Below are 20,227 nucleotides of genomic sequence, written 5' to 3'. Positions count from 1 at the left end.
ACATTCATGTTAAAAAAGACTCATATCATCAGCGGATTATTGATCACCCCTTTAACGTTATATGCCGCAACATCATATCAAGTTGATGATATCCGTTTTGAAGGGCTACAGCGCGTGACCGTCGGGGCGGCGCTATTAAGTATGCCATTGCACGCGGGAGATGCGGTAACGCCAGAAGATGTCAGCGAGGCAGTGCGCGCGCTGTATGCGAGCGGCAATTTCGAAAATGTGCAGATGCTGCGCGATGGGAAAACGCTGGTGGTGCAGGTTAAGGAACGGCCCACTATTGCCAGCGTCAGTTTTTCCGGGAATAAGGCAGTGAAGGATGATGCGCTAAAGGAAAATCTCACCGCGTCCGGTATTTCTGCAGGTAGCGCACTGGACAGAAATTCGCTTAGCGAAATAGAAAAAGGGTTACAGGATTTCTATTACAGCGCGGGGAAATACAGTGCGCAGGTTCACGCGGTGGTGACCCCGTTACCGCGTAATCGCGTTGACTTAACGTTCGTTTTTCAGGAAGGCATCTCGGCGAAAATCGCACAAATAAACATTATCGGTAATCAGGCGTTTCGGGAAGAGACGCTCCTGGACCAGCTTCAGCTACGTGATAATGTGCCGTGGTGGAACGTGGTAGCCGATAAAAAATACCAGAAGCAGAAGCTGGAAGCCGATCTGGAAACGCTGCGCAGTTTTTATCTCGATCGCGGCTATGCGCGCTTTGCTATCGAGTCCACGCAGGTCAGTATGACGCCAGATAAAAAATCCCTGTATATCACTATCGCCCTCAATGAAGGCGAACGTTATCGGGTCGACCGAACTCAGGTGACAGGCGATCTGGCTCAGCATGGGCCGGAGATCGAGGCGCTTGCCCAGCCGCTGGCGGGGGCATGGTATAGCGGGGCGCAAGTCACCACGGTTGAAAATGAGATCAAAAAGCACTTTGGTAAGTATGGTTATGCCTGGCCGCAGGTGACGTCCACGCCGGAAATCGATGATGCGCATCACCGCGTGGTGCTGCATATTCAGGTCAACGCGGGCCGCCGCTACTCGGTACGCCAGATCCGCTTTTCCGGTAACGACACCTCCCGGGACGCGGTGCTGCGTCGTGAAATGCGCCAAATGGAAGGGGCGTGGCTCAACAACGAAAAAGTCGATCAAGGGAAGGTACGTCTTGATCGAACGGGTTTTTTTGAGAACGTTGAACAGCAGATCGTTCCGGTCAATGGAACGGCGGATCAGGTCGATGTGGTCTACAAGGTGAAGGAGCGCAACACCGGCTCATTCAATGTGGGCCTGGGATTTGGTACGGACAGCGGCGTGAGCTATCAGCTTGGCGTGACGCAGGATAACTGGCTGGGAACGGGTAATAGCGTTAGCTTCAACGGGACGCGCAACAGCTACCAGTCTTATCTTGAACTGGGGGCGACGAACCCGTGGTTTACCGTAGATGGCATCAGCCTGGGCGGAAAGATTTTTTATAACAGCTATGATGCTTCTGATGCGGATGCCGGGAGCTATAACCAGCAGAGCTATGGTTTAGGTAGTACGCTAGGGTTTCCCATTAGCGAAAATAACTCCCTGAACCTGGGACTGGATTATGTCCATAATCGCCTGACCAATATGGATCCGGAGCTGACGACCTGGCGCTACCTCAGCTCTCGGGGAATCGAGCCCAGCGTGGTGACGAAAGATGGCGACAGCGGCGCAAAATATAGCGCCAACGATTATTTTGTGAGTCTTGGATGGGGCTACAACGATCTCGATCGCGGCTTCTTCCCGCGTGCGGGAAACAAGAGCAGCCTGAGCGGTAAAGTGACGCTCCCCGGTTCGGATAATAGCTACTACAAACTCTCTTTTGACACCGCCCAGTATCTGCCGCTGAGCGAGAACAAGCGCTGGGTCTGGATGGAACGCCTGCGCGCAGGCTATGCCGGCGGGTTAGACGGCAAAAGTGTGCCGTTCTACGATAACTTTTACGCTGGCGGTTCGTCGTCAGTGCGCGGATTTTCTTCTAACACCATTGGGCCTAAAGCGGCCTATTACCGCTGTAACGGTAGCGAAAGCAGCTATAGCGCCTGCCCGCTGGACGCCTCGTCTGATGCGGTCGGCGGGAATGCCATGGCGGTGCTGAACAGCGAATTTATCATTCCAACCCCCTTTGTGAATGATAAGTACGCCGATAGTCTGCGAACCTCGCTGTTTGTTGACGCGGGGACGGTCTGGAGTACATCCTGGCACAACACCGCGCAGACGCTGGCGGCAGGGATCCCTGACTACGGCGATCCGAGTCATATTCGTCTCTCCGCGGGGATTGCCGTGCAGTGGATGTCTCCCCTCGGTCCACTGGTCTTCTCCTGGGCAGAGCCGTTTAAAAAGTACGATGGTGATAAAGCAGAACAGTTTCAGTTTAATATCGGCAAAACCTGGTAGGGCTCCAACGGGGCCTGATAGACCGGCGTGGCTATATTCTGTGGACTGTCCTCCGACATAGCGATTGAGCAGAATATACTCAACCGCTATGTCGATATTATCGCTAAGGAATACGATCTGGCGGGACACCCGCGACATTTACCCGAGCGCGGTCTGAGGGCCTCGCGGACCTGGTGGCGTACGACGAGGTAACCGCGCAATAAATAGCTGCCTGCTACTATCCTCTCTTCTTGCCAAACCGCGGGTAATACTCAGTGCTGCATCATCTAATACCAATGACTGAGGCCTCATCCAGAGGGACTAAGACGTATTGTAAATTAAGTTTATATTATCTTATTTTTTATTATATTTTCTTTTTTAAGGGTAATTTGGCTGTTTTTCATCAGGCCTAACCATAAATTTAGAGAGGGAAATGAAACGTTACTAATAATGGAGTATGTCGTTAGGAATTGTCTTAAGTCACATAATTGCCAGGGGCGCTTGCGATTTATAACAATGAATGCTATCACTATATATTGCAATAATTTGTAGCATCTTTATAAGGAAGGAATATGAAATGGACTATTCTTAATACCCTGATCTGCCCGCAATCTGGTATCGCCTTCTCGGCTATATCCAGTCTGCGTTTCTTGAAATTTATCATGTGGTACGAGGCTGATGTAATCCTGTTGCCCGGTGAGTCGATAAGACTCTATTCCTCGAGAGTTTTAATTAATGACCAGTATCATTCATTAAAAATCTATAATATTACGGTGTACGACGAGGCGCAGTGGGAAAAATTACGTGAGCGACCATCGTGCCCTTACCATGCCGGTGGCGAGCGGTCTGACTCCTGTTTTTACCAGTCCTTTTGCACGATTAAGCGTTGCCCGAATAATATTCCCCGCAGTGAACCCTGGCGTTAGCCAGTCCACGCCGCCGGTCAGACACCGGCGGCGTGACGTCATTTCGCCAGCAGGGCGGCCAGTCGAGGCTGGACGCTTGCGCAGCCGGCCAGCACGAGGTTGCCTCGCCGCAGGCCCGCATTGGCGAGAAACGCATTGCACGTTCCGCCCGCCTCCTCAATCAATAGCATGCCTGCCAGCGCATCCCAGCTGTTCATATGCGCTTCATAATAGGCGTGGAGCTGACCGGCGGCGACATGCGCCAGCATCAGGGCGCCCGCGCCAAAACGGCGATACTCCAGACCGGCGTCGAGCAGCGTGTCGATGGCCCGGGCGTAGTCGCTGGCCGGGGCCCGGCTGGAGCGCCCCATGCCGATCACCACCGCATCGGGCTCCGGCTCGCGTAGCGTCAGGCGCCGACCGTTGAGATACGCGCCTTCGCCGCGGGCGGCGAAGAAAAATTCATCGCGATCGGGGGCGTAAATGATGCCGAGCGACAGCTCGCCCTGGCACACTCGCGCCAGTGAGATGCACCAGTAATCCATGCCGAGGATAAAGTTGGTGGTGCCATCGACAGGATCCAGCACCCAGACGGTCTGGTCGTCGCCTTCAAAACCGCTCTCCTCGCCGAGGAAACCCTCCTCGGGAAAGTGGGCCTGCAGCCAGCCTTTAATCTCTTGTTCTACCGCGAGATCCGCCTGCGACACAAAGTCCTGGCGCGCTTTTTTATCGACCTGTAATCCCGCATCGCGCAGCGCCTGGGCGTGGGCGCCTGCCTGGCGAACCAAGGCGCATAATGACTCTCGTTGTGCTTCCGTCATAGTCCTGCTCTCAGATAACAAAGGGCGACGTGCGCCGGTGAATTAAGGTTACCTCCACCCAGGTGGTGCGTGAAGGTTGCGAAGGGTCGGCGGCGCGCTCCAGAAGCCGGGCGAGCGCCTGGCGGGCGATCGCCGCCACATCCTGATGTAGCGTGGTGAGCTGATAGCTATATTGCGCGGTCGTCGGCGTGTTATCAAAACCAATCAGCTGAAAATCCGCCGGAGCCTCTCTGCCGCGCTGGCGCATTCCATCGAGAAAGCCACAGGCAAGCTGGGCGTTGGCGCAGAAGATCCCCTCCAGCGCCTCGTCGGCGAGCGCCGCAGCCTGTAACCCGCCCGCGTAACCTTCTTGCTGACAGGCGAGGATCGCCAGGTGGCGTTCGACGTCCACTCCGCGCGTTTGCAGCGCCCGGCCGAACGCTTCCCCGCGCATGCGGCCGGCCCAGGTGGAAGGATGGTGGTTGAGCCAGCCAAAGCGCTGACAGCCGCTGCGCAGCAGCTGGTCGGCGGCCAGTTCGGCGCCGGCGGCGTTGTCAGAACAAACGTAATCCACACCGGGGATCGTCGGCTGACGATTAATGCCCACGACCGGAATATGCTGCTGGACGCACTCGTTCACCAGCGCCTCCGGCGGCTGGCCGGAGGTGACGATAACGCCGGAGACGCGAAACTGAGCGAAACGGCGCAAGGTCTGCGCCAGATCCTGCTCGCTGTGGATCTCGCTCACCAGCGCCTGAAAGCCCTGGCGCTGGATCTCGTTAAGCAGCGCATCAAGCAGGGTACTGCGAAAAGGATCGCTGATGCGCGAGACGATCACGCCGATTAAGTGGCTGCGCTGACGGTTCAGCCCCTGGGCGAGGAAGTTAACCTGATACCCCAGCTCTTCGGCGGCGCGCAGTACCCGCGCCCGGGCGTCGGGAGAGATGCTGCCGTTGTTGCTCAACGCCCGGGACACCACTGCCCGGGAGACGCCCGCTCGCCGGGCAACATCCTGGGCGGTGACGCTGGGTTTGCGTGGGTTCATAGGAGGTACGTCTCGTCAGTGGGCGTGGGACGCGGCAGCGTTAAGGTGAGTCCATCCCGGGAAACGAATAAGCCCGGCCACGGCTGACAGGCCTGCTTTAGCGCCGACAGGGAAGCATCCTCGCAGTGACAGAGCCCCAGCGCCGGGAGCTGCAGCGTTCTGAACAGCATCAGGCAGGAGGGGAAATCGCCATGCGAGGCGTCATCGTCCAGGGCTGCTACCGAGGCGCACTCCTGAAACGCCAGCCCGGCGCCGGCCATCAGGGCTATCGAGTCGGCGGTCGGTCGGCCATCGCCGCTGTAAAACAGCGTCTGCCCGGCAATGGTGATGCGGATGGCGCGATTACTCAGCTCATGCTGGGTGGGGGCAGTGCGGATCTGCCAGTCCTGCCACGTCCAGGCTTCGCGGCATTCCTGCCAGTCGATGGTGAAACCAAGGTCCGCCTGCGGCCAGTTCGCCAGCGCGGCCAGCTGCATGAGCACCGGCTGCTGCGCCGGCTGGCAGTAGATAATGACTGGCTTCTGACGGGAATAACTTTTCCAGTGGTTCAGTAGCGCCGTCAGGCCGGTGCAGTGGTCCGGGTGAACGTGGGTGAAGTAGATCGCGTCGATATCGTTGACCTCGCCGCCGCGCTGCCAGAGCGCGCGGGGAACGGTGGGGCCGCAGTCGATTAACCACTGTTTGTTGTCCGCATCGATCACCCGCAGCGCGGAGGTATTTTGCGTGCAGGAAAAGGCGCTCCCGCAGCCAAGCACATCTATTTTCATTTACCCTCGCCAAAATTTTTTGCCGCTTAATTAAATTGTCATAAATACCCGACAAAGTAGGCTCACATCATGTCGATTCAACGTTGCATTTTTTTTACAGCCAAATGAACACGTGTTCACCTTGCTAAAAAAAATGCCGCAGCAGCGCTTTCAGGTAGCGAATATGAGTTATTTACAGATCTCCGGCCTTAAAATTAGTTATGGCGATAAGGTGGTTTTACATAATATCGATCTGGCGGTAGAGCAGGGAGAGATGATTGCTCTACTGGGCCCGTCGGGATGCGGAAAAACCACGCTGCTGAACGCCCTCTGCGGCTTTATTCCGGTGCAAAGCGGCGAGGTGGCTATTGCCAGCCGAACGATCACTCATCTTGCGCCGGAGCAGCGCAATATCACCATGGTATTTCAAAGCTACGCCCTGTGGCCGCACCTGACGGTAGCGCGCAATATCGGCTATGGCCTGAAGCTGCGCAAATGGCGGGGGGCGGATATCGCGCGGCGGGTGGCGGAGCTGCTGCGAATAGTCAATCTCGAAGGGCTTGGCGAGGTGAAAGTGACCGAACTGTCGGGCGGCCAGCGGCAGCGGGTGGCGCTGGCGAGAGCCCTGGCCATAGAGCCCCAGGTGCTGGTGTTGGATGAGCCGTTATCTAATCTGGATGCCAAAGTGCGCCTGAATGTGCGCCATGAAATTAAATCTCTGCAAAAGAGACTGGGGTTCACGTCATTAATTGTCACCCACGATCAGCAGGAAGCCTTAGTGATGGCGGACCGCATTGCGGTATTAAATCAGGGGCGTATTGAACAAACCGGCACGCCGGAAGAAATATATCAACGCCCCGCGACGCCCTTCGTCGCTGATTTTATGGGGGCCGATAATAAAATAATTTCCGGTGAATTATCCGCTGCCGCAATATCCGGTTTATCTGCCGCTCAGCAGGGTGACAACGTTATTTATTTTCGCAGCGCCGATGCCGCGCTCGCTGAATTAACGCAGCCTGCGCCGCAGGAGGGACTGGCTCTGGAAGGCGTGGTGGAGCAAAGCGCGTTTCTGGGCAATCTGTATCGTCACAGCGTGCGCTGCCATGACCGCCTGCTGCTGGCGGATGCCGCGCAGTGCTGGCCGACAAAAAGCCGCGTTCGGCTCCATGTGCCAACGCCGGCCCTGCATATTTTTCCTTTACCACTATCACAGTGATATCAGCGTGTTCATTCTGGGGACAATCCATGTTGACTAAGACGAAAGCAGCGATCGTAACGACCCTCTTCCTGAGCCTTGGCGCACAGGCCGACACCATTCTCAACGTCGCCACCGCGGGCGATCAGAATATGGTGGATTATGTAAAAACCTGGCTGGGGCCAAAATTTGAAGCCGCTCATCCCGGCGTCAAGGTGCGGGTGATCGGTACCGGCCCCGGCGACGCCGGGTCGAATAAAATTAGCGAGAAGCTAACGGCCCAGCAGGAGAGCGGCGCGCAGCGGTGGGATATCGACGTCGCGGTAGTGCACCAGAAGGCGGGCGGTGAGCAGGTGGCAAAGGGATTGCTGCAAAAATACCGTCAGGATATTCAGACCGGCGGCATGGTGAGTTCGCCGAGCGCCATCCAGGCGCTGGGCGTTAACGTTGACGGATACGTGATGCCGATGTTCTTAAGCCAGACCGCTATCGCCTGGAACAGCGATCTGGTCACTACCCCGCCGACGTCGTATGACGAGCTGGTGGCCTGGACGCAGAAACACCCGCAGGCTTTTGGCTATAACGGCATCAAGAACGGCATGTCCGGCGTCAGCTTTGTGGTGGGCTGGATCTACGCCTACGGGACCGACGCCCAGCGTCTCTCCGCCGGGCCCTATGATAAAAGCGTCGAAAAAGGCTGGCAGCAGGCCTATGAGAAGCTAAAGGCGTTCAATAAAAACGTAACTTTCACCCCGGGCAACGCCGGGACGCTCGATATGCTGAGCCGGGGGGAAATCGCCATGGGCCCGGTGTGGGTCGATATGTTCTATAGCTGGAAAGATCAGGGCAAGCTGCCGCCGTCGATCAAGCTTGCTTTACTGGCGCCGGGCATGCCGGGCCAGCCGATGTATTACGTCATCCCGGCGAAGGCGGCGAATCCGCAGCTGGCGCGCGACTTTATCGCGCTGGCCACCAGCCCGGAAGTGCAGGCGCAGGGGATCGTCAAGCAGTTCAACTGGTATCCGGGCATCGACGCCGGGCAGGTGAAGCCGAAGCTGGATGCGGCGACCTGGCAAAAGCTGTTTGCCGAAATCTCGCCGGAAGCGCTGGCGAAGTATGGCAAAAGCTTCCCGATCGCCCCCTACTTTGACGATATCAAAGAGGGTTACGAAAGCCAGGTGGCTAATTAAACCTTTTTCCAGCCCGGGCCGCCGTCCCGGGCGCTTGCTTGTGCTGACGCCAGGTTTATTATGTCCAGTTCATTAAAATATCTGCTGCTGGTTGCCCCGGCGGCGCTGATGATCGCGATCCTGTTTTTGTATCCGCTGGGGTTTTCGCTGGTCTCGGCGTTTACCGCGCCGGGACAGCCGTTCACCCTCGATCACTTCCGCAAGGTCTATGCGCTCTACGCCAGCGATGTGCTCTTTTCGCTGCTTATCGTGCTGATCTCAGTGGCGCTGTTAGCGCTGCTCGCCATTACCCTGTCGGCAGTGATTGCGCTGTCACCCTGCCGACCCGTTGTGCGTTTGCTGGGTTTTTTGTATCGCCTGCCGCTGTTTATTCCTTTTATCGTTGTTGCCCAGATGATGCGCACTTTTCTCGCCAAAAATGGCCTGATGAACAATGCGCTGGTGGCGGCCGACCTGGTCACGCCGCTGGAGACGCTCTCCTGGCTGGGATGGAAAGGGATAGTGATCACCTTTGTCTGGAAGCAACTGGCCTTTGCCACGCTGCTGATCTGCGGGGCGATGGCGGCGCTGGAGTCGTCGCAGATCCTTGCTGCACGTAATCTTGGCGCCTCCCGGCCGCGGATCCTGTTCGATATCATGCTGCCGCAGGTCCTGCCGACTATCGGCGTGGCGCTGGTGCTGTCGACGGTGACCATGATGTCGGTGCTGTCGGTACCGTTGATGATCGGCGTGGGGACCCCGACGATGCTAACCGTGGATATGGCATTTCGCGTCAATTCCTATGGTGATTACGCGGTAGCGAATGCGCTTGGCGTGGTGTCGCTGGCGATCTGCGGCGCGCTGTCGTGGTTTTACCTGCGCCACAGCCTGCAGCAAAAAGGCGGTGAATCATGAAAGCGCTGGCCCTCGTATCAACCTCGGCATGGTGGGTGAAAGGGCGCCGTAAAGTGCGCGCCAGTCCGGTGCTACAGACCCTGCTGCTGCTGTTTATGCTGCTGGCGATGTTTGGTCCGCTGCTGAACCTGTTGATCTGGACCGTAGCGGAAAGCTGGTATTTTCCCCATTCGCTGCCCAGCCGGTGGGGGCTGAAGTACTGGTATCAGGTTTTCAATCCATACAGCGATGTCTCCAGCTCGCTGTTAACCAGCGTGCTGATCGCTCTGTTATCGGTGGGGGTCTGTTTGCTGATTTCCGTACCCGCCGGCTATGCGCTTTCCCGGCGGAAAATGCCATTACGGATGCTGTTCATGCTGCTATTTCTTATCCCGCAGGCCTTTCCTAACCTGACGGTATACATGAATGTTGCCCGATTGTTTTATCAGTGGGGATTGAACGGCAGTATCGCAGGGGTGGTGCTGGTGCATAGCGTCCACGGTCTGATGTACTCGGTGTGGATCTGTGTGGCCGCGTTTTCAGCCATCGACCCGCTGCTGGCGCGGGCATCGCGTAACCTTGGCGCCGGGCCGGTGTATACCTTCTGGCACATTGTGCTGCCGCAGGCGGCGCCGGGGATCGTTGCCGCCAGCATCTTTGTTTTTCTGGAGTCGCTGGATGAGTTTACCGGCACTTTCTTCGTCGGGGCGCCGGATATCACCACGCTGCCGCTGCTGCTCTATAACGCCAGCATGTCGGGTAACTATCAGGTCTCGTCGATTACCGCGCTGATTTTGCTGGCCCCATCGCTGCTCTTTATGGTGGTGATCCATAAATTTATGCGTCCGGAGATGATGGCCAAATTAGGGAAATAAGGGCTGCAGAAAACGAAAAAGCTTCCCGTCGGGAAGCTTTTTAACCTCAGGTCATCATCATTGGCCATTCTGGCGGTGTCTGACTCATGACTTCAATCATCACATCTTTGATATTGCCCCAGATTTTGGCCATATCAAGCAGGGTGATACCGAGCAAACCGGTGGCGAACCAGCAGGCGGCGGCCAGGCCGAGGCAGCTGCAGATCACCGCCAGACCGGCGTAATCGCTTTTGCGAAGCTGAATATTCAGTGAGCTGGCGAGAAACATCAGCACCGCGCTCACCAGGGGCCAGCGCAATAATACGACACTGGTAGTAATGGAAGCCATTAACCTATCCTCAAAGAAAGTCGGGAGCCATGGACGACCTGGCGCGACTGACGATGGCATAGCGCTCTGGTCTCAACTGGCGTACTAGAGAGTGATGAAACGCCATTTCTGTTTCATCAACTTGTGTGAACTATATCACACTTGGCGCTTTATTCACCAGTCAAAAAATGAGCTTTTGCTGCGTTTAATAACTATGAAGTTTGTGTGGATATTGGTGGGCAACCCCGGGAAGCATATTTTCATTCACTGCCTAATGATTATTATTCTGCGGGTTTTATTACCTGTTCTTGTTTATTACACGGAGAAACCGAGTCAGATGCGCGTCTATTCTTAATCTTGCCGGAATATCTTCCGAATACCTGATAAATAAGTATTATTCATCACCATCAGAGGTAAAACTGACGCTCGTGAGGGCTGTCGGATGTCAGCTGATGTCTATCGCAATCGCGATTGCTAACGTGTTCGGGCTACCTTAATTAAGGCATATCGCATGGATGTAAGCGTAAATGGGTGACAGTGCGCCGCATAAGGCGCTAAGACTCATCGGAACAGGTTTGGTTATTTTATTGCCAGTGGTGCTGGCATTGTGGTTTGCCCAGCTGCGGGCTAAAGCCGAAACCATTGATCAATTACACTCATTTTCGCAGTTGGCGCTGCAAAAAACGGAAATGGTCATCCGGGAAGCGGATCAGGCTCGGGCTAAAGCCAGCCAGTATCGCGGTGAGTTGTGTTCAGCGGAGCACCAGCGTTATTTACTGCATATTGTGCGCGGCCTGCTGTATGTGGAAGATCTGATCTACGCTAACGGCCAGCGCTTTATCTGTTCAACGTCCGTTCATCAGCAAACCGGCTGGCGGATGCCGGCGGCTAATTACACCAAAAAGCCGGATGTCGCGATTTACTATTACCGGGACACGCCGTTTTATCCGGGCTTTGCCATGAATTATATGCAGAAGGGGCCCTATGTTGTGGTGGTTAATCCCTTCTCGTACAGCTCGGTGATCGCCAGCGACCGCGATTTAGCCTATGGCGTTTTCGATACCAAAACCAACCTCTTTTTCTCGGTAAGTAACAATGTCGAGCCCGCGGAACTCCATGCGTTAATTCGCGAAGGCGATACCTTTTTTAATCAGAATGGCCGGGTGTATACGATCGCCCGCTCCGCTATTCGCCCCATCGCCGTCATTATGTCCACCTCGCGGGCCAGCTACTATCACAACTTTTGTGACCAGGCCAGTCTGACGCTGCCGCTGGGGATAATTTGCAGTATTTTACTGGTGCTGGTGTGGTCGCGCACCCGCCGACAGTATCACTCGCCGCGCAATATGCTGCAGCGGGCTCTGAGCTGCCGCCAACTGCGCCTGCACTACCAGCCGATTATCGATATTAAAAATAACCGCTGCGTTGGGGCGGAAGCGCTGCTGCGCTGGCCTGGGTTTGACGGTCCGGTGATGAACCCGGCGGAGTTTATTCCGCTGGCGGAAAATGAAGGCATGATTGCCCAGGTCACGGACTACGTGGTGGATGAACTGTTTTATGAAATGGGTGAGTTTCTGGCCAGCCATCCACAGTTGTATATAGCCATCAATCTCTCTGCGTCGGATTTCCATTCGGCGCGGCTGATTTCACAGATCAGTGAGAAAGCGCACAGCTACGCGGTCTGTATCGGACAAATCAAAATCGAAGTGACCGAGCGCGGGTTTATCGACGTACCGAAGACCACGCCGGTGATCCAGGCGTTCCGCGAAGCAGGCTATGAAATTGCCATCGACGATTTCGGCACCGGCTACTCGAATCTGCATAATCTGCACGCGCTGAACGTCGATATCCTTAAAATCGATAAAACCTTCGTCGATACGCTCACCACCAACAACACCAGCCACCTGATTGCTGAACATATCATCGAGATGGCGCGCGGGTTGCGGTTAAAGACGATTGCAGAAGGCGTGGAGACGCCAGAGCAGGTAAGCTGGCTCTACAAGCGCGGCGTACAGTATTGCCAGGGCTGGCTGTTTGCGAAAGCGATGCCGGCGCGGGAGTTTATGCAGTGGTTAGCCAATGCTCCCGCGCCCGCGAACGTGCCTCAGCCGCCGCGTCACGCGGAGATCTGATGGCGATAGTCGCTGGGAGTGCGGTCAAACTCGCGGCGGAACACTCGGGAGAAGGTTTGCTGCGAGACGTAGCCCAGATCCATGGCGATATCAAAGATCGGCCGCTGGGTGGTTCGCAACGCTTCCGCCGCCAGCAGCAGGCGGCGCTGGCGAATATAGTCCCCCAGCGTCTGATGCATCACGGTACGGAACATCCGCTGCAGGTACCACTTCGAGTATCCTGACTTTCTGGCGACTATATCAATGTTAAGTGGTTGATCGATATGTTCATCAATCCATTCAATCAAAGTTTGAATAATATCCTGATGGGACATAAAGCGGCCTCTCTCAATTCTCGATTCGTCGTTTTGTCTGCAGGCGAGTATAATTCCTCAAGTTAACTTGAGGTAAAGCGCTTTATGGAAAAGAAATCACCCCGCATCAAAATGCTGTTGACGCCTGGAGAAGTGGCAAAACGAACCGGCGTGGCGGTCTCGGCCCTCCATTTTTATGAGAGTAAAGGATTGATCCACAGTCAGCGGAATGCCGGCAATCAGCGGCGCTACCGGCGTGACGTTCTGCGCGCGGTGGCGATTATCAAAATTGCGCAACGTATTGGCATCCCGCTGGCCACTATCGGCGACGCGTTTGGCGTGCTGCCGGAAGGGCACAATCTCAGCGCAAAAGAGTGGAAGATGCTGTCATCGCAGTGGCGTGAGGAGCTGGATCGGCGCATTCATACCCTGACGGCGCTACGCGACCAGCTCGACGGCTGTATCGGCTGCGGCTGTTTATCGCGACGCGACTGCCCGCTGCGCAACCCGGGCGATAAACTGGGGGAAGAGGGAACCGGCGCCCGGTTGCTGGAAGACGAGTGATAAAACTAAAGCGCCACAACTGGGCGCTTTAGTTGTTTTCCGGTCTTGGTCTTTCGCATTATCTCGCTGGTTCGCGAGAGGGTTTCCCCCGACGTCGACGTCCCTCAGTATTGCGCAATCTGTTGATGGAGGTTCCGGTTTGCGTCGACACTTTAACTATGGCATCTGCCGTCGCTTTTTCCTCACTATTTTGCTGAAATTTTCCCGGCAATGAGCGCCTGTTCCTATAGTTAATTTGAACAAACTACGGGAGAGGCTCATGCTGACGGTTCATCATCTTAATCAATCACGATCGCAACGCGTACTGTGGGCACTGGAAGAGCTGCAGCTGCCTTATCAGATAGTCCGCTATCAGCGGGAGAAAACGATGCTGGCGCCGGCGGCGCTGAAAAAAATCCATCCGTTGGGCAAATCACCGGTACTGGAAGACAACGGCTATGTGCTGGCGGAGTCCGGGGCGATCCTCGAGTATTTGCAGGAAACCTGGGACAGCGGCGGGTTGTTGAAGCCGCAGGGAATTGACGACAAACTGCAGTACCGCTTCTGGCTGCACTATGCCGAAGGCTCGCTGATGCCGCTGTTGTTAATGAAGCTGGTGTTCGCCAGCCTTGGCAAACCCCCTGTGCCCTTTGGCATTCGCTCGCTGGGTTCGCTGCTGGGCAAGGGGATACAGAAAACGTGGCTCGATCCGCAGCTGGCCACCCATGCGCGGTTCATTGACGACCATCTTGCCGCGCGGCCATGGTTCGCTGGCGAGCGGCTGAGCATGGCCGATATCCAGATGAGCTTCCCGGTGATGGCATTGTTGGCGCGCGGCGGCATGCATGACCTTGTCCATATCGAGGCCTGGCGTCAGCGAGTGGAACAGCGACCGGCCTGGCAACGCGCCATCGAGCGCGGCGGCCCCTTCACCTTACCCGGCGCCTGAGATATCAGCGGATCCGATGACGTCAATAAATGAAAGCAACTCACTAAAAAATTGTTAGCGGATTGCGCATGGACGATAACGTTTGCGCATCGTCTGGTTATTTTCTGTTCGTCATAAGCGAAATTTAGCGAAATACGATAAACATCGGTTGAAAAGGGTTATCTAAAGGCCGGATAATCGTTTGCCTTTCTGTTTCGCTCCCCCTTTTTTCTGCTGTCCGGGGGAGGCGATAAGGTTGACCACCGTAGTGTATGCGCGGAGTTAAACGTTTGCTTTTTTGCGGCCCCCCTGGCGCTGCGATTCGGTACATGGAGATCGCGTTTAACTGGCAGTGGACGGTCCACCACGCATATCAACGAACGATAAAAATTTTCAGGGGAAGTTTTCTATGTCTACGCCTTCAGCGCGTACCGGCGGTTCATTGGACGCCTGGTTTAAAATTTCGGCGCGCGGCAGCACCGTGCGTCAGGAGATTGTTGCAGGTCTTACTACCTTTCTGGCGATGGTGTACTCCGTCATCGTGGTGCCGGGCATGCTCGGTAAAGCGGGCTTCCCGCCGGCCGCGGTGTTTGTCTCGACCTGTCTGGTAGCGGGCGTTGGCTCGCTGGCGATGGGATTATGGGCGAATCTGCCGATGGCGATCGGTTGCGCTATCTCGTTGACCGCCTTCACCGCCTTCAGCCTGGTGCTGGGGCAGCAGATCAGTATTCCGGTAGCCCTCGGCGCAGTATTCCTGATGGGGGTCCTGTTTACGGTGATCTCGGCAACCGGCATCCGCAGCTGGATCTTGCGTAACCTGCCGCAGGGCGTGGCGCACGGTACCGGGATCGGCATTGGCCTGTTCCTGCTGCTGATCGCCGCCAACGGCGTTGGTCTGGTGATCAAAAACCCGCTGGACGGTTTGCCGGTGGCGTTGGGCAACTTTGACAGTTTCCCGGTGGTGATGTCGCTGATTGGCCTCGCGGTGATCATTGGTCTGGAAAAAATGAAGGTGCCGGGCGGCATTCTGCTGACCATTATCGGCGTGTCGATTGTCGGCCTGATTTTCGATCCCAACGTCCATTTCTCCGGCATTTTCGCTATGCCATCCCTGAGCGATGGCCAGGGTAATTCCCTGATCGGCAGCCTGGATATCGTCGGCGCGCTCAACCCGGTCGTGCTGCCAAGCGTGCTGGCGCTGGTGATGACGGCGGTCTTTGACGCCACCGGTACCATCCGCGCGGTGGCTGGCCAGGCGAACCTGCTGGATAAGGACGGACAGATCATCAACGGCGGTAAAGCGCTGACCACCGACTCCCTGAGCAGCGTCTTCTCCGGTTTAGTCGGGGCGGCGCCGGCGGCGGTTTATATCGAATCGGCGGCGGGTACCGCGGCCGGTGGTAAAACCGGTCTGACCGCGGTGACGGTCGGTGTCCTGTTCCTGCTGATCCTGTTCCTCTCCCCGCTCTCTTATCTGGTGCCGGCCTACGCGACCGCGCCGGCGCTGATGTACGTTGGCCTGCTGATGCTGAGCAACGTGGCGAAAATCGATTTCAATGACTTTGTTGACGCGATGGCTGGCCTGATCACCGCGGTGTTTATCGTGCTGACCTGTAACATCGTGACGGGCATCATGATCGGTTTCGCGACCCTGGTTATTGGCCGTCTGGTCTCCGGCGAGTGGCGCAAACTGAACCTCGGCACGGTGATTATCGCTGTGGCGCTGGTGGTGTTCTACGCCGGCGGCTGGGCGATTTAAACCCTTCGTGCTCCTCACGGGCGGCTCAGGCCGCCCGTTTTATTTTTAAGCCACATCCTGTTTCCATTTGCGTTAATCTGGGTAGCGTATGATTCACAGGCACGACGCCTTACAGGTATAAAAGAAAACGCAGCAAACAGGGAACACATGGAAATATTCTTTACCATCCTCATCATGACCCTTGTGGTCTCACTCTCCGGGGTAGTGACGCGCGTACTGCCCTTTCAGGTTCCACTTCCACTGATGCAAATCGCCATTGGCGCGCTTCTGGCGTGGCCGACCTTTGGTTTGCACGTTGAATTTGATCCAGAGCTGTTTCTGGTACTGTTTATCCCGCCGCTGCTATTCGCCGACGGCTGGAAAACGCCAACCCGCGAATTTATTGAACACGGGCGCGAGATCCTCGGCCTGGCGCTAGCGCTGGTGGTCGTGACGGTGGTCGGCATCGGCTTTCTGATCTACTGGATTGTACCGGGCATTCCGCTGATCCCGGCGTTCGCGCTGGCGGCCGTGCTGTCGCCGACCGACGCCGTGGCGCTTTCGGGCATCGTTGGGGAAGGGCGGATACCGAAGAAAATCATGGGCATTCTGCAGGGGGAGGCGCTAATGAACGACGCCTCCGGCCTGGTCTCGCTCAAGTTTGCCGTCGCGGTGGCGATGGGCACCATGGTCTTTACCGTTGGCGGCGCCACCGTAGAATTTCTGAAGGTGGCGATTGGCGGCGTGCTGGCCGGGTTTGTGGTGAGCTGGTCGTATGGCCGCTCGATGCGCTTCCTCAGCCGCTGGGGCGGGGATGAACCCGCCACGCAGATTGTCCTGCTGTTCCTGCTGCCGTTTGCCTCCTATCTGATTGCCGAACATATCGGTGTCTCCGGCATCCTGGCGGCGGTGGCGGCGGGGATGACCATCACCCGTTCCGGCGTGATGCGCACCGCGCCCTTGGCCATGCGCCTGCGCGCCAACAGCACCTGGGCAATGTTGGAGTTTGTCTTCAACGGCATGGTCTTCCTGTTGTTGGGCCTGCAGCTGCCGGATATCCTCTCCAGTTCGCTGGTGGCGGCGGAGGCCGACCCCAACGTTGAGACCTGGATGCTGTTTACCGACATTATCCTGATCTATGCCGCGCTGATGCTGGTGCGTTTTGGCTGGCTGTGGTCGATGCGTAAGCTCAGTCAGCGCTTCCTGAAGAAGAAGCCGATGGAGTTTGGCTCCTGGACTACGCGCGAGCTGCTGATCTCCTCCGTTGCCGGGGTGCGCGGGGCGATTACCCTCGCCGGTGTGCTCTCCATTCCTCTGCTGCTGCCTGACGGGAATGTCTTTCCGGCGCGCTATGAGCTGATTTTCCTCGCCGCCGGGGTGATCCTGTTCTCGCTGTTCGTCGGGGTGATTGCGCTGCCGATCCTGCTACGTCACATTGAATCGAGCGATAATGTGCAGCAGCGGAAAGAGGAGCGTCTGGCGCGCGCGGCAACGGCTGACGTGGCGATTGTGGCGATCCAGAAGATGGAAGAGCGTCTGGCGGCGGATACCAAAGAGAATATCGATACCCAGCTGCTGACCGAAGTCAGTTCGCGGGTGATCGGTAACCTGCGCCGGCGCGCCGATGGGCGTAACGACGTGGAAACCTCTATGCTCGAAGAGAGTCTGGAACGCCGCTTCCGCCTGGCGGCGCTGCGCTCTGAGCGCGGCGAGCTGTATCATCTGCGCGCCACCCGGCAGATCAGTAACGAGACGCTACAGAAGCTGCTCCACGATCTCGACCTGCTGGAAGCGCTGTTAATCGAAGATCAATAACCTGTAATCCGGATAGCGCGACGCTTATTCGGACTACTGGCGAGACTGCAGTAAATGTGTAGCCCCGGTAAGCGTTAGCGCGACCGGGGGAAACCCGGGCAGCGGCGCAAGCGCCTGACCCGGGCTACCCCTTCCCTTGCGGAACGCGTTGTCACCAGGGAATTATTCCAGCCAGAACGCTTTGCTGCACGCCAGCCAGGCCTCAGCGCTGCGCGACATATATACGCCTTCCCGCCAAATCATCCCCAGCTCCCAGCGCAGCTCGCTTTGCAACGGGATCCAGCAAAAATTCTGCCGGTCGAGACGCTGGCAAATCGGTTCCGGCAGGATCGCTACGCCAATGCCCGCCTGCACCATGGCGGCGAGAAAATCCCACTGGCCGCTGCGCACCGCGATACGTGGCTTCACGTCATGCTCGGCAAACAGCCGCATCAGCTGCTGGCTAAGGGCAAATTCCTCGTTGTAGATAACCAGCGGATGCGACGCCAGCTCGGCCGGCGAGAGCGAGGTTTTACCTTCCCACTCCGCGGTCCTTGGCGTCAGGACGCACAGCGGGTGATTGAACAACGGCAGAATGGTGAGGCTGCTATCCTCCTCGACAGGCAGGGCGGTCATCGCCATATCAAGTTCGCCATTGCTGACCGCCTGCTGGACCGTCAGGCCGCCAAACTCGGCGATCTTCAGCTCGACGCCCGGATAGCGCTGGCGGAAGCGACTGATCGGCTCGGCCATCAGCATCCCGACCATCGGCGGAATGCCAAGCCGCAGCACCCCTTTATGCAGGTGGTTGATATCGCTCAGCTCTGACTCCAGCTGGCTGAACTCGCCCAAGATCGCCTGGCCGCGTTCAAAAACGACGCGCCCGGTATCGGTGAGCAGTAGTTTGCGGCCGTCGCGGATCAACAGCGTGCAGTTCAGCTCATCTTCGAGATTCTTGAGCATCTTGCTGATGGTGGGCTGTGTGACAAACAGCTTTTCCGCCGCGCGAGTAAAACTCTGCTGACGAACCACTTCAACGAAATAGCGCAGCGTTCGGATATCCATAATTATTCCCTGAGACTATACCTGCGATGATTTTAATTCATTTCTGTCCGCTTCGGCGGCTCTCTATACTGCTCGCCTGACTTCTTTTTTTCAGGACTATCGCACATGGCCTTCGCGCCAGCTCGCGTTGCCCCCGCCGTGGCGCAACGACTTCAGATCCCGGTACAGGTACTTCTCTACGTCGGGTTATTCATCTTCGCACAATATCTGGTGAACAGGTGGCAGGTACCGCTGCCGGCTAACCTGGTCGGCATGGTGATGCTCCTGCTGCTGATCGTCTGCCGGGTGATACCGGTAAGCTGGGTGCGCGCCGGCGCCCGCTGGCTGCTGGCGGAGATGCTGCTGTTTTTCGTCCCGGCAGTGGTCGCGGTGGTGAACTACGCCCAGCTGTTGATGGTCGATGGTTGGCGGATTTTTCTGGTGATTGCCTTAAGCACGCTGATGGTGCTAGGCGCCACCGCCTGGGTCGTTGACAAGGTCTATCGTTACGAAGTGGGCAGGTTAAAAAAATGAGCGATGCCGTACTGAGTATCCTGTGCCTGGTGGCGACGCTGGTCCTCTATTACGCCAACAAAAAACTGTATCGCCGTTTTCATAAACTCCCTCTGATGCCGCTGGTGTTCACGCCGATCCTGCTGGTGCTGATTCTGGTGGTAGGCCACATCTCTTATCAGAGCTATATGGGAGAGACCCACTGGCTGCTGTGGCTGCTGGGCCCGGCGACCATCGCCTTTGCCGTTCCGGTGTATGAAAATGTCGCGGTGATTAAACGCCACTGGATGTCGCTCAGCGCCGGGGTGGTGACGGCGGTAGTGGTGGCTGTCACCAGTTCCGTATGGCTGGCGCGCGGGTTTATGTTGTCTGATGAAATTCAGCGTAGCCTGGCGGTGCGCTCGGTGACCACGCCCTTTGCGCTGGCGGCGGCGAAACCGCTCGGCGGACAACCCGATCTGGTGGCGCTGTTTGTGGTGATCACCGGCGTGTTTGGCATGGCGGTGGGAGATATGCTGTTCTTACGTCTTGCTATCCGGGAGGGGATGGCGAAAGGAGCCGGGTTCGGCGCGGCTTCCCATGGTGCGGGAACGGCGCGCTCGTATGAGCTGGGCCAGCAGGAGGGCGTGGTGGCCAGCCTGGTGATGATGCTGTCAGGCGTAGTAGTGGTGCTGGCTGCGCCGGTCGTCCGCTGGCTGCTGTTTTAACATTATCGCCAGAGTGAATGTTAATAAATATTGAGGAGAGGAATAGCTATCGGCTATTCCCTGTTTTTGTTATTGATGCATTTAACGGTTCATCATAAAAGATTAAGCCAATTCTTATATCAGCACTGACTTTGTAACTAAATGTTTCTCTGTATGCCCGTATTTAATTATGGGGTAAATATTATATAAA

General features: G+C 56.6%; 19 protein-coding genes. 13 read left to right on the top strand and 6 right to left on the bottom strand.

Annotated elements, in window-relative coordinates:
* The first annotated feature begins 6 nt into the window (after positions 1-6).
* The gene (gene bamA, locus KHQ23_RS07410) at positions 7-2,430 is read left to right on the top strand and encodes an outer membrane protein assembly factor BamA (RefSeq protein ID WP_004177842.1); all 2,424 of its coding nucleotides are present in this window, start codon (positions 7-9) and stop codon (positions 2,428-2,430) included.
* Between the two features lie 551 nt (positions 2,431-2,981).
* A complete protein-coding gene (gene iraM / locus KHQ23_RS07405) occupies positions 2,982-3,335 on the top strand; it encodes an anti-adapter protein IraM (protein ID WP_002885039.1) in 354 nt (117 codons plus the stop codon).
* A 38-nt stretch (positions 3,336-3,373) separates the two neighbouring features.
* On the opposite strand, the gene KHQ23_RS07400 is transcribed toward iraM, so the two are convergent.
* The 3 genes from KHQ23_RS07400 to KHQ23_RS07390 are packed head-to-tail and all read right to left on the bottom strand — an operon-like array spanning position 3,374 to position 5,926.
* Positions 3,374-4,135 carry an inositol monophosphatase gene (locus tag KHQ23_RS07400; protein ID WP_032435443.1) on the bottom strand — a complete coding sequence of 254 codons (762 nt, stop codon included), beginning with the start codon at positions 4,133-4,135 and terminating at the stop codon, positions 3,374-3,376.
* 10 nt (positions 4,136-4,145) lie between these two features.
* The gene (locus tag KHQ23_RS07395) at positions 4,146-5,159 is read right to left on the bottom strand and encodes a LacI family DNA-binding transcriptional regulator (RefSeq protein WP_002885046.1); all 1,014 of its coding nucleotides are present in this window, start codon (positions 5,157-5,159) and stop codon (positions 4,146-4,148) included.
* Positions 5,156-5,926 (bottom strand): MBL fold metallo-hydrolase, encoded by a 771-nt coding sequence (locus KHQ23_RS07390; RefSeq protein WP_032435445.1) that lies wholly within the window; start codon positions 5,924-5,926, stop codon positions 5,156-5,158. The genes KHQ23_RS07395 and KHQ23_RS07390 overlap by 4 nt, the downstream gene beginning before the upstream one ends.
* Positions 5,927-6,089: 163 nt before the next feature.
* Here KHQ23_RS07390 and KHQ23_RS07385 point away from each other — a divergent pair, with 163 nt between their 5' ends.
* Genes KHQ23_RS07385 through KHQ23_RS07370 form a run of 4 tightly spaced genes read left to right on the top strand, consistent with a single transcriptional unit; the run spans position 6,090 to position 10,038 of the window.
* Positions 6,090-7,121: an ABC transporter ATP-binding protein gene (locus KHQ23_RS07385; protein ID WP_004177837.1), complete on the top strand. Its 1,032-nt coding sequence runs from the start codon at positions 6,090-6,092 to the stop codon at positions 7,119-7,121.
* A 29-nt stretch (positions 7,122-7,150) separates the two neighbouring features.
* On the top strand, positions 7,151-8,290 hold the full coding sequence (locus KHQ23_RS07380) for an extracellular solute-binding protein (protein ID WP_002885055.1): 1,140 nt from the start codon (positions 7,151-7,153) through the stop codon (positions 8,288-8,290).
* A 60-nt stretch (positions 8,291-8,350) separates the two neighbouring features.
* On the top strand, positions 8,351-9,184 hold the full coding sequence (locus tag KHQ23_RS07375) for an ABC transporter permease (protein WP_004177833.1): 834 nt from the start codon (positions 8,351-8,353) through the stop codon (positions 9,182-9,184).
* Positions 9,181-10,038: an ABC transporter permease gene (locus tag KHQ23_RS07370; protein ID WP_004872930.1), complete on the top strand. Its 858-nt coding sequence runs from the start codon at positions 9,181-9,183 to the stop codon at positions 10,036-10,038. Before KHQ23_RS07375 ends, KHQ23_RS07370 begins: the two co-directional genes overlap by 4 nt.
* A 46-nt stretch (positions 10,039-10,084) precedes the next feature.
* Here KHQ23_RS07370 and KHQ23_RS07365 read toward each other — a convergent pair whose 3' ends face one another.
* A complete protein-coding gene (locus KHQ23_RS07365; RefSeq protein WP_004177826.1) occupies positions 10,085-10,366 on the bottom strand; it encodes a YjcB family protein in 282 nt (93 codons plus the stop codon).
* 506 nt (positions 10,367-10,872) lie between these two features.
* Between KHQ23_RS07365 and KHQ23_RS07360 the strand changes: the two genes are divergently transcribed.
* Positions 10,873-12,477, top strand: a complete 1,605-nt coding sequence (locus KHQ23_RS07360) for an EAL domain-containing protein (protein WP_009485611.1) — start codon at positions 10,873-10,875, stop codon at positions 12,475-12,477.
* Here the strand turns inward: KHQ23_RS07360 and soxS are convergent.
* Complete coding sequence (gene soxS, locus KHQ23_RS07355) at positions 12,462-12,791, bottom strand: superoxide response transcriptional regulator SoxS (protein WP_004151738.1); 330 nt, start codon at positions 12,789-12,791, stop codon at positions 12,462-12,464. The two genes, KHQ23_RS07360 and soxS, sit on opposite strands and share 16 nt — an antisense overlap.
* 84 nt (positions 12,792-12,875) lie before the next feature.
* Here soxS and soxR point away from each other — a divergent pair, with 84 nt between their 5' ends.
* The 4 genes from soxR (at position 12,876) to KHQ23_RS07335 (ending at position 17,794) form a co-directional block, all read left to right on the top strand.
* A complete protein-coding gene (gene soxR, locus KHQ23_RS07350) occupies positions 12,876-13,334 on the top strand; it encodes a redox-sensitive transcriptional activator SoxR (RefSeq protein ID WP_002885077.1) in 459 nt (152 codons plus the stop codon).
* Between the two features lie 259 nt (positions 13,335-13,593).
* The gene (locus KHQ23_RS07345) at positions 13,594-14,262 is read left to right on the top strand and encodes a glutathione S-transferase family protein (RefSeq protein WP_021314569.1); all 669 of its coding nucleotides are present in this window, start codon (positions 13,594-13,596) and stop codon (positions 14,260-14,262) included.
* A 388-nt stretch (positions 14,263-14,650) separates the two neighbouring features.
* Entirely contained in the window at positions 14,651-16,000 is a 1,350-nt protein-coding gene (locus KHQ23_RS07340) for an NCS2 family permease (protein WP_002885079.1), read from the top strand.
* A gap of 147 nt (positions 16,001-16,147) precedes the next feature.
* A complete protein-coding gene (locus tag KHQ23_RS07335; protein ID WP_002885082.1) occupies positions 16,148-17,794 on the top strand; it encodes a Na+/H+ antiporter in 1,647 nt (548 codons plus the stop codon).
* A gap of 162 nt (positions 17,795-17,956) precedes the next feature.
* On the opposite strand, the gene KHQ23_RS07330 is transcribed toward KHQ23_RS07335, so the two are convergent.
* Positions 17,957-18,838, bottom strand: a complete 882-nt coding sequence (locus tag KHQ23_RS07330; RefSeq protein ID WP_004177821.1) for a LysR family transcriptional regulator — start codon at positions 18,836-18,838, stop codon at positions 17,957-17,959.
* Positions 18,839-18,943: 105 nt separating this feature from the next.
* On the opposite strand from KHQ23_RS07330, the gene KHQ23_RS07325 reads away from it, so the two are divergent.
* Both KHQ23_RS07325 and KHQ23_RS07320 read left to right on the top strand, forming a co-directional pair.
* Entirely contained in the window at positions 18,944-19,351 is a 408-nt protein-coding gene (locus tag KHQ23_RS07325) for a CidA/LrgA family protein (RefSeq protein ID WP_002885086.1), read from the top strand.
* A complete protein-coding gene (locus KHQ23_RS07320; protein ID WP_002885088.1) occupies positions 19,348-20,037 on the top strand; it encodes an LrgB family protein in 690 nt (229 codons plus the stop codon). Before KHQ23_RS07325 ends, KHQ23_RS07320 begins: the two co-directional genes overlap by 4 nt.
* The last annotated feature ends 190 nt before the right edge of the window (positions 20,038-20,227 follow it).

This window comes from Klebsiella sp. 64 (assembly GCF_018223915.1).
GTDB lineage: Bacteria > Pseudomonadota > Gammaproteobacteria > Enterobacterales > Enterobacteriaceae > Klebsiella > Klebsiella pneumoniae.
Note: the sequence above shows the minus strand (reverse complement) of the source record. Positions and strands in the feature narration are given on the sequence as shown.